7 protein-coding genes are annotated in these 12,678 nt (G+C 58.7%); 5 read left to right on the top strand and 2 right to left on the bottom strand.

What is annotated here, in order from left to right; translation table 11 throughout:
- The first annotated feature begins 372 nt into the window (after positions 1 to 372).
- The 5 genes from RBB39_RS04860 to RBB39_RS04840 all read left to right on the top strand — a co-directional run bounded on the left by RBB39_RS04860 (position 373) and on the right by RBB39_RS04840 (position 9,769).
- Complete coding sequence (locus RBB39_RS04860; protein WP_306168861.1) at positions 373 to 2,979, top strand: type VI secretion system Vgr family protein; 2,607 nt, start codon at positions 373 to 375, stop codon at positions 2,977 to 2,979.
- The gene (locus RBB39_RS04855) at positions 2,979 to 3,908 is read left to right on the top strand and encodes a DUF4123 domain-containing protein (protein ID WP_045993104.1); all 930 of its coding nucleotides are present in this window, start codon (positions 2,979 to 2,981) and stop codon (positions 3,906 to 3,908) included. The genes RBB39_RS04860 and RBB39_RS04855 overlap by 1 nt, the downstream gene beginning before the upstream one ends.
- Entirely contained in the window at positions 3,877 to 7,476 is a 3,600-nt protein-coding gene (locus RBB39_RS04850) for a T6SS effector BTH_I2691 family protein (RefSeq protein WP_045993103.1), read from the top strand. Before RBB39_RS04855 ends, RBB39_RS04850 begins: the two co-directional genes overlap by 32 nt.
- A gap of 1 nt (position 7,477) precedes the next feature.
- Positions 7,478 to 8,425 carry a tetratricopeptide repeat protein gene (locus RBB39_RS04845; RefSeq protein ID WP_083970437.1) on the top strand — a complete coding sequence of 316 codons (948 nt, stop codon included), beginning with the start codon at positions 7,478 to 7,480 and terminating at the stop codon, positions 8,423 to 8,425.
- Positions 8,426 to 9,334: 909 nt separating this feature from the next.
- On the top strand, positions 9,335 to 9,769 hold the full coding sequence (locus RBB39_RS04840; RefSeq protein ID WP_124802600.1) for a hypothetical protein: 435 nt from the start codon (positions 9,335 to 9,337) through the stop codon (positions 9,767 to 9,769).
- Between the two features lie 108 nt (positions 9,770 to 9,877).
- Here RBB39_RS04840 and RBB39_RS04835 read toward each other — a convergent pair whose 3' ends face one another.
- Both RBB39_RS04835 and RBB39_RS04830 read right to left on the bottom strand, forming a co-directional pair.
- Positions 9,878 to 11,173: an adenylosuccinate synthase gene (locus RBB39_RS04835; protein WP_045993100.1), complete on the bottom strand. Its 1,296-nt coding sequence runs from the start codon at positions 11,171 to 11,173 to the stop codon at positions 9,878 to 9,880.
- A 110-nt stretch (positions 11,174 to 11,283) separates the two neighbouring features.
- Positions 11,284 to 12,465, bottom strand: coding sequence for an ATP phosphoribosyltransferase regulatory subunit (locus tag RBB39_RS04830; RefSeq protein WP_045993099.1), 1,182 nt, complete (start codon positions 12,463 to 12,465; stop codon positions 11,284 to 11,286).
- Between the last annotated feature and the right edge of the window lie 213 nt (positions 12,466 to 12,678).

The raw sequence follows: 12,678 nt of genomic DNA, 5'->3' as shown, positions 1-12,678 counted from the left end.
TCATTCTCTCCCCCGTGGACGATATCCTGGCCACGGGGGAGCCTCTCTCGTCAGCGGCTCTCCTCATCTGCGCCAACGCAGCGCCCCGCCTTGAGCCGCCACGTCCCCGCCAGACATACCGAGCGAGCCCCTTCGTCACTCCCGGTTAGTTTGTACTGATCTTCTTACAAATCCACCGCTTCCATTCATCCATCCATATCACCGATTCCCCCAGACAACCGATGATGCCTAATGTAGCCGTAACAAATAGATAACGGTTCGCCGTCGCTCGCCCCGTACAAGTCCGACCCGAAGTTCGACACACCTGAAGAGCGTTCCCGGACACGTTCTGGCGGAAGCGTGGGCATGGACACGCACAGGGAGCGCAAAGCAATGGAGAATGGCTCGGGCCGCTGGCTGGGATCACTGTTCGATACGGAACTCACGCAGGACGAACGACTGCTGAAACTCAGCGTCGGCAAGCATCCGCTGATTCCCCATCGACTGGTGGGCAATGAGCGAATGTCCCACCCCTTCCGCTACACCCTCGACTGCATTTGCCAACACGGAGATATCGAGCTCAGGCACCTGCTGGCAATGCCGGCCGAGCTCGACATTCGCCAGGCAGACGGCAGCTATCAACGACGATCAGGCTTCGTCGATACGGCAGCACTACTGGGAGAGGATGGTGGAGTCTTCTATTACCAGCTCGGGATAGTGCCCTGGCTGTCGCTCCTGCAACTCGGTCAGGACAGCCGCATTTTCCAGGACATGAACGTGCTGGATATTCTGGAAACGGTATTCTCGGCTTACGACGTGGCCAACGGACGCTGGCTCATCCGCAGCCAACGCCCGTATGCGGCCCGCAGCTATTGTGTTCAGTACCGCGAAAGTGACTTCCACTTCATCAGCCGGCTGATGCAGCAGGAAGGCCTCTACTACTTCTTCGAACACAGCGCCGATCAGGGCCGCTATCCAGGGCATCGCATGGTGATCACCGACGACCTCACCGTCTGTCCGGCGGTCTCCCCCAGGGCGATTCGCTATCACCGTCAAGCCGCCACGGAGCACCAGGACAGCATCACTCAGTGGGGAGGTATCCGTCACCAGCAACCGACCCGCATGACCATCGGCACCTGCGACTACCGGCAACCATCACGGCCCCGCCAATACGCACTGGATACCCTGCCCGACCAGGGAAATCTCAGTCCCCAGGAGTTCTACGACTATCCCGGGGCCTACTACTACGATACCTTCGATCGCGGCCGTACCCTGGTGGACAACCGCCTGCAGGCAGTGGAATCCCTGGCCAAGCGTTTTCGAGGCGCCGGCGGCACCCGACAGTTGCAGGCTGGCCATATCTTCTCGCTGGAACAACACGAACGTCACCTGCACGGCGATGCCAGCGAGCGTGAATTCGTCGTGCTCGACCTCAATATCCAGGCCGAGAACGCCCTGCCGGTATCCGCCCACCTCAGCACCCTGCCGGGCAGCCTGCAGCAAGCCCTGGATCAGGCAAGAAGCGCCCACGGTCTGCAGGACGAGAGCCCTCACCAAGACGACTACCAACGTGCCGGCACCGGCCACTACCTGGTTGACTTCGAGTCGCAGCGCACCGTCGTGCCCTTTCGATCCACACTGGATCATCCACGCCCTGTTGTCGGCGGCCCCCACACTGCCATCGTCGTCGGCCCCGAAGGCGAAGAGATCCATACCGACCGCCTCAACCGCGTCAAGGTGCAGTTCCATTGGGATCGCAACGGACAGCACGACGATCGCTCGAGTTGCTGGTTACGGGTGTCCGAAGCCAATGCCTGCGCCGGCTGGGGGTCCGTGTTCGTGCCACGCATCGGCCAGGAGGTCATCGTCGACTTCCTCGAGGGCGATCCGGATCGTCCCCTCATTACCGGCCGAGTCTACAACGGTGATGCACAACCCGAGTGGCATTCCAACGGCCTGCTTTCGGGCATCAAGTCAAAGACCTACCGAGGCAGCAACTACAACGAACTGGTGTTTGACGACGCCACCGACCAGGAGCGTATCCGCCTCAACTCGGAACACGCCAAGAGCCAGCTCAATCTGGGCTACCTGATACATCAGCACGGCAACACCCGCGGGGACTTTCGTGGCACCGGCTTCGAACTGCGTAGCGATGCCTATGGCGCAATCCGCTCGAATCAGGGGCTGTTGCTGACCAGTTGGGGGCAGCTGGGGGCTGCAGGCGACCAGCTTGCGACAGGGCCCATCCATCAGGAACTGTCCAGCGCCTGGCACCTGTCCGATCGCCTGAGCAAGAGCGCCATGGAACACGGCGCCGATGTGCTGGAGACTCGCCTCGACCTCAAGCAGGCCGCCGAGGACACCCGGCAGATCTACGGCGAGCCAAACAGTAGTGCCGCCGACAGCGACGAGCAGTCCACCGCCGAGGCCGGCAGCCAGGCAGGCACCGGACAGGCATCCTGTCTCAAGCAACCCTGGCTGCATCTTGCCTCACCGGCCGGCATCGTCTTGAGTACGCCCGCATCGACACACCTCGCCCAGCACGAATCGTTCAGCGCCAGTTGTGGCGAAGACATCAACCTGGCCAGCGGACGCAGCCTGGTGGCCACTATCCGCGAGCGCCTGTCGCTGTTCGTGCAACGAGCCGGCATCAAGCTGTTCGCCGCCCGAGGCAAGGTAGAGGTGCAGGCCCAGAGCGACCAGATGGCGCTGAGCGCGGAAAAGACCCTCTCCATCACCTCCACCGAGGGCAAGGTGCGTATCGAGGCTGCCCAGGGCATTGAGTTCATCAGCGGCGGAGGCGTCCTGCGCATCAAGGACGGCGATATCCAGATCCACGGCCCGGGTCTTGTCAGCCTCAAGGCCACCACGCACAGCTTGGCCGGGCCTTCATCGCTGGATCCCGCGCTTCCCTACCTGCCGGACTTCGCGCCGAAAATCTGCCCACGCAGCAACGGCCAGGCCAGCAAGGACGGCGGCGGCATCGTGGAGGGCAACTGATGTCGAGCGAACCGGCAAGCTCAACTGACAACACACTCCAGCGCCTTCGTCTGCAGGCCAGCACCTCCAGGCTCTACGCACTGATCGATCCTTCCCAGGACGAGCGCTGGCAACTTTCCTGCGACGAACTGGAACTGGCGACCAGGCAGTTTCGCATCATCGCCAACCCCTTTATCGACCTGCCTCCATGGCGGCGGCTCTACCTCAAACCGCTGGAGGTGCGGGACGTCGACATCCCCGAGCTGGTAGCGCAGCAACGTAGCAGCCTGCCAAGCAAGCGCACGGAGCCAAGCGGGTTTTGCGCCTTGGTCACCTCGTCGGTCCTGTCGATCTCCCTGAGTCGGTGGATCGAACGCCAACTGACGGCGACCAGTCCCGAAGGCAAGACATGCCTTCTGCGTTTTTTCGATCCAAGGGTGATGGAGCTGCTCGCCTTTCTGCTGGAACCCGGTCAGAAAACCCTGCTATTGCACCCCTTCACCGGCTGGTTCTATTTCGACCACCAGCAGGTCCTGCGTGAAATGGAGATTCCCCGGGAGCCGCCTCCAGCGCCCTTCACCTTGTCACCGGAACAATGGGCCTCGCTCAAACGCAGCGGCACCATCAACCACCTGATCGACAAGTGGCGCTCGCTTGAGCCTGACAGTGCAGCGGAGGCATCACCAGAGCGTATCAACGCGCTGATGCGTACGGCTGAACGGCATGGACTCCACACGCCTGCCGACCAGCAAAGGTTTGTCCTGCATGGTCTCCACGTGGGGGATGACTTTCACCGACACCCCTTCATGCAGCGCCTGTTGGAAAGCATCGGTCCGAGCCAGCGCTACGGCGATCTGACCGCCGCCCTGCCGGTTGCCGAGTGGAACGAGATCTCAACCTGGACGAGGAATACGGCTCATGGTCAATCCAGACCTGCTCAAGCGGATTGATGACGCCTGCATCGATCTACCCGGCGTGCAATCAGGACAGTGCCCTCTGTGCGAGAGAGTGGGTCTCCCCATCCTGCCGGTGCGCTTGACTGTGTGTGAGCGCACCTCGTTGACCTCCGGCTTCACCGAGTTACCGACGGACAGGGTAACGGAGTTCACCGATATCCGGCTCAACCAGGCCGTGACCGACCAGGGGACGTCACCACGCACGCTGGGAGAACCCGTACGCAGCTATCTGGGCGACACCACCGGTAGCCAGGTCAGCAAATATATCCTGCGCCAGCTCAGACCCGGCTACTTCTATCTGCTCGACGACGAGAACACTCGCAATACCAGCGACGCCGGCACCACCGGGGATCGCGTCAACCACAACTGGTATGCCTATGTGGTCACGACTGATGGCATGTTCTACCAGTATTCCGTCGGCGAGGCGCCCCCCTCCCCGGAACAACCCGAATTCGCCTGCGGGCTGAACGACGAGGAACGGCGCTTCAAGACGGTCAGCGCTTCGACCATCGCCCTGGACAGCGTCGACACCGCCACCAACATCTACTACCTGTACAGCGAGCACGCGCTTCCCATCACCTTTCTCAACCACCTGCGCACCGCCTCCCACAGTGACGGTCGGCGCCTGCGCGACGTGGCCATGCAGCGCTTCGACGTCGCCGCCTGGCGCGACAACAAGACCCAGCAGCCCTTCGCTTTCAGCGCCGAGGAGCTCTCGCTGGTCGCCGAGTACAGCGACAATGCCGCCGGCATGGAGGCCTTCTTCTGGCCCGATCAGAACAATCGCCAACTATTCACCCGCGAGGAACTGCGCCAAGCCATGGGACAGCGTCTTCGCGCCGCCTCGCAGCAATTAAAGGACAAGAGTCTGGTACTGGCGGTGCATGATGAAGTCGGCCTGATCAACGAACTCAACGCCTACCGCCAACGACCATTGGAGCTGCTCGAGGAGTTTCTTCAGCAGCATGACCCCCAGGGTTACCTGAATCGGCGCAACCTGCTGTGCTACAAGGCCATCGAGATCTTCGAGGAAAATTACCGAATACAGCGGCAGATTGCCCAGGCCCCCATGAACCAGCGGATTGAAGAGGCCAGCCAACCGACCATCGACTCCAAGCAGCAACGGATAAATCAGATAGATCGGCAGATCGAAGCGATACGCTCCGACGGCGATCCCAACTGGCTAGATAGACAGCGGATCGAAACACTACGTATTGAAAGGCGCGACCTGCAGCGTCAGATCGATGCAGAAAGGAGGAGCATCGAACTGCTGACCCAGGAACCCGAGCAACTTATCTCCGCCTACAACAAGGAGCTAGCGGACTACTATACCTTGCCGGACGCTCCCGTAGATCCCGAGACAGGGAAACGCATTAACCCCGAGCTTGAAGACTTCAAGGCGAAGTACAAAGCGCTGGTGGAGCGGATCAATCAGCTGGTACGGGCCTTTGATGAGGACTACTCCCTGTGGGTCGAGGCACACCTTGATCGCGTCACAGTACGCTACTCCGACGATGTCTATGCACCCGGGCTGGGACTGAGCGGAGTACTCTCCAACGCACTGCTGGGCGGCATTCTGAGTGATGCCAGCAAATGGTTGTGGGACAGGCTAGCCAGCGCCATCGACTCAACTGATTCATTGCTGATGAAGGCCATGTTCTCCAACCAGCGTCGCTTGATCGACGACGCCATTACCGTTCGCCAGGCGCTACCGGCCAAAGCCTACGTACCGCCCAGGGTCTTGCTCACATGGCGGGAGCAGTATCGTGAGCTGCTGCATGGCGAGCGTGAGTTTCGCTACGACACCACCATGGCCGGACTCATCGCCACCATGGGCAACAGTCTCTACGCCCAGGCGCTACAGGACGCCTCCAAGGTCATTCCCGACACGCCACCGGACCCAAATTCTACCGCTGACGCGGACGCCGGCAACGATGGTGGTACAACAAATATCAACAGCAACAACAACGCGATCGACGCGGCAGACCTCCCATCCGTCAAGGCGCTGGAAAGTTTCAACCGCTATCAGCAGTTGATCATTACCGGCAGCTACGACGTGCAGCAGATCCAGGCGTCACAGGACGCCAATGACCCTGCCCAGTACCTCCACCTGCCAGTGCTGGCGAGCGTTTCCGTCGGCCGCAAGGACTTCCACGACTGGCTGGACACGCTGACGCGCCAACTCTATCCCAAAGGCAAGGCCAACCCCGACGCCTCCGGTGCTCTGCAGTTCCACGAGGACGACGGCGTGGGAGGCAACTTCTCCGTCACCCATATCGAGAATGACCATCAAATCACCGTGGTCATCCCCATCGATACGACCGCCCCGGACTTCCTGGAGCGCTTCAACACCACTACCGATGACTTCGACGAAGACGATATTGCCAAAAGCAACTGGAACGATCGGCAAAATGCGCGCGATCTAGGCAGCTACATTGCACAGGGCATCGGCGGCACCAATCACCCCGCCGTTGCAGGCCTCAGGAATACGTCCACGAGGGTTCAACTGCTACTGATCTACTACAACAACTTCAGCATCCTCAACAGCGAATTTTCCTCTGGCGACGCAGACGGCATCCAGGTAACGCTTGCATTGACAAAACTCATCATTGCCTCGGTCGACACCTTGCAATTCGCTGCCACTCTTTTGGCCAGTACCGACGGCGCCCTGGCATCGCTCGTCCGGCGCCTGCAGATCCTCAGGCTGCCAGGCGACGCCATCATAGGGGTACTCAGTATCGCGGATGGTCTTGACAAACGTGCCAACGCCCATCGGGCGGCCTTGTTGGGCCTGCCGGAGAGTATTCAGAATAAACACAGGACCGCCGGCAATATCGATGTTGCCAACGGTGTCGTCGCCTTGGTCATTGTCGTAGCTGTCGCTGTTGGGCCCATTAGCGCACCTGTCGCTCTTTTCGCGGGTGTTGCCAACGGGGTGGTTACCTCCGTTTTGAAACTCATCCTTGGGCCTGGACTCAACATCCTGGTCGCCTTCGCCGTCTCCTGCTGGGTGACCCGCTGCCGATATGGCGTTCGCGATGAGCTAGGCCAGGTACTGCCCTACGACTCCATGGAAGAGGAACAGAATGGCTTGGAACTGGTGTTCAAGGGCGTGACGGTGGAGATGTTGCTGCAAGAGCCAGATGACTACGAAAGCTATGGGGTGGTACCGACTCAAGGGCAATGGGATATCGTCAGGGAGCGCTCCCGTCAGCTACCACGCACGCTTAGCATTCTGGTCACCGTACCGGATTTGGATAGCATGGAGATTAAATTAAAACTAAAGCTAGGGGAGGGATTAGAAAAAGAGGACATACTATTTCAGGAAAACTATATAAAAACCAAAGGTAGCGACACACTGACAACTAGACAAGAAAACAACCCAAACATAGAGAAAGATGATCGAGCAACAACATCAAAGCACAACGGAATTCACACCATATCCATTAAAGATCACCTTCATAGCAACCATCCACCAAAGTTGCTTTCGCTATACGTTAGCTTCCTAGACTCAGATAATGCGGACACTGCTAATTTCGGAACATTCACGATGAGAATTTAATGTGCCAAACATTCATCAACGCCTAGCAATATTAATTTTATCTCTTCTGACAATAGCCAGCATTTCGGGCTGTGATAACGCCTCCACTTTCAGCCTTATAAAATCTCAGCCCATAACTATTGTCGAAATGGAAGGAACACCTTATCTTATCTCAAACACACCCCAAAATAAACCCTACTGGGACTACTTAAAAAACACAACAGAAGATCAAATTAAAGAAAGAAGTCGAAACGGAGATGGAGAGGCCACCTTTTTATTGGGCCTTATTCACTTTGGTCAGATCACAGGATTCGAGCGGCAGCCTGACACAAGCGAAGGCTCGAAATTACTTCAAGAGGCATGGAGACTTGGCGTTATAGATGCCGGTTACTCTCTCTTCACCGTCTACTACAAGGGAATTGGCACACAAGTCAACAAACCACTTGCCCTGGCCTATCTCCAGGCATCGGCGGAAAAAGGCTATATTCTTTCCCAGAAAGATCTTGGCCATGCCTACCGTGGCGCCGATCCTCAGGACCTAGTGGATGAAGATATCCAGCAGGCGAAAATCTGGTTTACCGAAGCCGCCGAACAGGGTGATGCCGAGTCCGCCACCCAGCTTGCCGGCATCTACCGAGAAGGGACTGGTGTCCCTAAAGATGAACAAACAGCATTTGAGTGGCTAAAACGCGCAGAAGATATGCCTTTTAATGGATTTCTGAGCCACCGAGGCCTTGCCAACTACTACGAACATGGCATCGGCACCGAGGTAGATCTGGTTCAAGCATATAAGTACTACGACCTCCAGGATCCTGCTGGAGCGCCAGACAAACGTCGCCTTGAGGCAATAATGACTCCTGAGCAGGTTCAGGAAGCCATTCGCCTTTCACGCGAGTGGCAAGAGGAACACGGTGTTTTCGTACCAAGTTACTATGGACTTGAGTATCAACCCGACGGCAGTTTTAAGTAACACTGACGACACTACAGAGATATTCCACCGGTACCGCCAACCGGCGGTTCTTCGGTGGGCAGCTCTCTATGTCACCCTAAGAACCACTACCGTCTTCGTTGGCGCGGAGATCATCGAACCCGGTGCTTTGTTCACCGTTCCAAAAAATGCGGCTTGCCCTCAACCCTCACCGTATACGCTGCGCGAACCGTCTCCTGCTGGGTGACCCGCTGCCGATGTGGCGTTCGCGATGAGCAAGGCCAGGTACTGCCCTACGAGTCCATGGAAGAGGAACAGAATGGCCTGGAGCACCAGCCGGATGGTAGCTACAAGTAGCAAGAATGCTATGTCTTCGTTTTATATGTTCGTTTCCCTTCCCCAGTACTACCACACATCCAGTTTTTGGGGACGCTTCGACACTTGGTGTAGACGTATGCTGCCTACCTTACATATGTGAAATTCACTCAGGAAAAAAGGAGCCTTGATAAACCAGTCGTAACTTATTACAGGAAGTAAACTACACAAAGGAGTGTGTAATGCCTAAACGTCCTATTTCCATATCAATCATCTGCTGCGCCCTGATGATATTTTCCACAGTACAATTTGGGTTAATGATGAGAGGCTATGAAAGCATCGACTTTACCATAAAAATGCATATGATTGGGCTGCCTAGGGGAATGCAGTCATTATTACTAACCGTTAATGCTACTATGCTACTATATACAGCAACGATGATATTCGCTCGTCTAAAAAGAGGGAGAAATATCTTTGTATTCTGGCACGGCTTAACTCTTCTGTTTTTGTTTTTCATTAACTTCGACAAATCAATAACAAATTTATTATTGTTGTTTTTTATAATATCTACCTTTTTCCTATATCGTCAAAAAGCCAATATCTATTTTAATTCTCTCGTCTCATGACGGTATCATCATGAGAAAATTATTTGGTATTCTCTTTCTAACGATCTGCGCCTTTTTCGTATATACAGTGGGCCTGCTGGCCTTCTTCGATGTCCCAGAAACCGGGAATGTAAAGTTTGAAGTAATGGGGGAATATTGCATACCTCTGGCAGGATTCCTGTTACTTGGCCTGGTGGTATACCCTGGATCAAACTGGATGACATTGTCAGGCATCACGCTACTATCAGGGCAAGCAGTCAATGTCTTTATTACTTTTCTATTGATATCGTTCAAGCGATCGGAAGAGCTTTCTAACGTTATGGACACAAGCGCTTTCGATTATTTCAGCGACTATCTCTCCGGCTTCTCGATCATGATCGGCGTCGCTTTGCTTGGCGTCATTCTGCTTGCTTTGGGGCGCGTATACAGAAAATCACACGAGGCTCTCGATGGAGTGTCACCATGAATTCAACAGCAGAAGGAATCGGTGAGGGTTATCGATAGAGCGCAAAAGGCCGGCATCACTGCCGGCCTTTTCTGTTGTGCCCGTCGCTTGGGTCAGACGACCTGACGATCAGTCACCGAAGGGGTTGCGCAGGACGATGGTCTCGTTGCGGTCCGGGCCGGTGGAGATGATGTCGATGGAGGTGCCGACCTGCTCCTCGAGGAAGCTGATGTAGGCGCGGGCGGCGTTGGGCAGGTCTTCGACGCGCTTGACGCCCAGAGTCGACTCGCTCCAGCCCGGCAGGTCCTGGTAGACCGGCTCGATGGCCTCGTAGCCTTCGGAGTCCACCGGGTTATCGAGCACTTCGCCGTCCTTGCTGCGATAGCCCACGCAGACACGGATGTTCTCGAGCCCGTCCAGTACGTCGAGCTTGGTCAGGCAGATGCCGGATACCGAGTTGATCTGCACCGCGTGACGCAGCGCCACGGCATCGAACCAGCCGCAACGACGGGCGCGACCGGTGGTGGCACCGAACTCGTGGCCCTTCTCTGCCAGGTGACGGCCGTGCTCGTCGAACAGCTCGGTGGGGAACGGACCAGAGCCGACACGGGTGGTGTAGGCCTTGGTGATACCCAGCACGTAGTCCAGATACAGCGGGCCGACGCCTGAACCGGTAGCGGTGCCGCCGGCGGTGGTGTTGGAGCTGGTGACGTAGGGGTAGGTGCCGTGGTCGATGTCCAGCAGCGAGCCCTGGGCGCCTTCGAACAGGATGTTCTCGCCACCCTTGCGCAGGTCGTGGACCAGGCTCACGGTGTCGGTGACCATCGGACGCAGCTCTTCGGCCATCTCCATGGCGCTTTCCAGGGTCGCCTGGAAGTCCACCGGCTCTTCGCCGTGGTACTTGGTCAGCACGAAGTTGTGGTAGTCCAGCACCTCGCCCAGCTTGGAGGCGAAGCGCTCACGATGGAGCATGTCGCCCAGACGCAGGCCACGGCGGGCGACCTTGTCTTCGTAGGCCGGACCGATGCCGCGACCGGTGGTGCCGATCTTGGCGATGCCACGAGCCTTCTCGCGAGCCTGATCCAGGCGCACGTGGTAGTCGAGGATCAGCGGACAGGCCGGCGACAGGCGCAGGCGCTGGCGCACCGGCACACCCTTGCTCTCGAGCTCGCGGATTTCCTTGATCAGCGCCTCCGGCGACAGCACCACGCCGTTGCCGATGACGCAGGTCTTGTCCTCGCGCAGCACGCCGGACGGAATCAGGTGCAGGACGGTCTTTTCACCGTCGATGACCAGGGTGTGGCCGGCATTGTGACCGCCCTGAAAACGCACCACGGCGGAGGCGGACTCGGTCAGCAGGTCGACGACCTTGCCCTTGCCTTCATCGCCCCATTGGGTACCCAGTACGACTACGTTCTTGCCCATTGCAGTTCTCGTCTCTTCTTGGTTGCGCCTTGGCGCCACAGTCGATTAAAGCGCCACGCCCCGGCGCCCCGGTATTGCTTGCCAGACAGTGCCAGGCACTGCCGGCAGGATCATGTCGCCAGCGGTTCGAGCACCCAGCGCTGGTCTCGGGCCACCAGCTGCTCGCTGCAGCCGTGTCCTGCCGCGCGCTGTCCGGGCAGCCCCTGGATCACCCGGCGCCCCTGACGCCTCAAGGCCTGAACCGCCTCGTCGAGGCCCTCGGCGTCACCTTCCGCCGGCGCCCAGACGCTGTCGCTGGCGGCCTCGCTGGAGGCCAGCGTCGCCAACAGCTTCAGATCCATCGAGAAGCCGGTAGCAGGCCTGGCGCGACCGAAGGCACGGCCGGTGTCGTCGTAGCGCCCGCCCTTGGCCAGGGCTTGACCGTACCCCGGCACGTAGGCGGCGAACATCATGCCGGTGTGGTACTGATAGCCGCGCAGCTCGGCCAGGTCAAAGTAGCAGGCCACTTCGGGGTGTTCGCGATGCACGCCCTGATACAGCTCGCACAGCTTGTCGAGGGCGTCGTTGACCGCCTGGGGCGCCTCGGCAAAGGCTTCGCGGGCCTGGTCGAGCACCTCGGGGCCGCCGTGCAGCTCGCCCAGGGTGCGGAACATGGCCGCCAGAGCGGGATCGCTTACCGCCCTGGACACCTCTGCCTCTAGCTGCCCCGGCGACTTCAGTGCCAGCGCCGCGGAGATGGCGTATTCGGCCTCGGCGTCGAGCTCGGCGACCTCGACCAGGTTGCGGTAGATGCCGACGTGGCCAAGCGCCAGGTGCACCTCGCCGGCGCCGGAGGCCGAGAGGCTCTCCAGCGCCAGGCGCAGGATCTCGAGATCCGCCGCCAGGCTGGCGCTGCCGAACAGCTCGACACCGACCTGGACCGGGCTGCGCCCGCCCTGATGCTTGTCGGCCTTGGCTCGCAGCACATTGGTGCAGTAGCACAGACGCACCGGCCCTTCGCGCTTGAGCGAGTGGGCATCGATGCGCGCCACCTGCGGCGTGACGTCGGCGGTCACCCCCATCATGCGCCCGGTGAGCTGGTCGGTGAGCTTGAAGGTCTGAAGGTCGAGATCGGTGCCGGTGCCGGTCAGCAGGGAGTCGAGAAACTCCACCGGGGGCGGCATCACCTGGTCGTAACCCCAGAGATGGAAGAGGTCGAGCAGCGCCCGGCGCAGCTCCTCCATACGACTGGCCTGAGGCGGCAGCACCTCGTCCATGCCGTCGGGCAGGAGCCAGCGGTCAGCGATGGTCATGTCGATATCCTGCTTGGTCGATATCTTGCTTAGACGGTGGGCCTGGTCCGCGCGCACGCAAAACCTCGCGCACTGGTGAAATCCGGGAACTCATCTCGGAGCGGTCTCGGAACTTCTGGCGTGCTGGCGAATGCGTCGGACGGAACGATGTCGGGAATGACGGCCACAAAAAAACCGGGCCACGCCCGGTTTACCGATTCTATCACGTTTGGC

It is taken from the genome of Halomonas sp. MMSF_3323, assembly GCF_030733595.1.
In the GTDB taxonomy this organism is placed as follows: Bacteria; Pseudomonadota; Gammaproteobacteria; order Pseudomonadales; family Halomonadaceae; genus Halomonas; species Halomonas litopenaei.
Note: the sequence above shows the minus strand (reverse complement) of the source record. Positions and strands in the feature narration are given on the sequence as shown.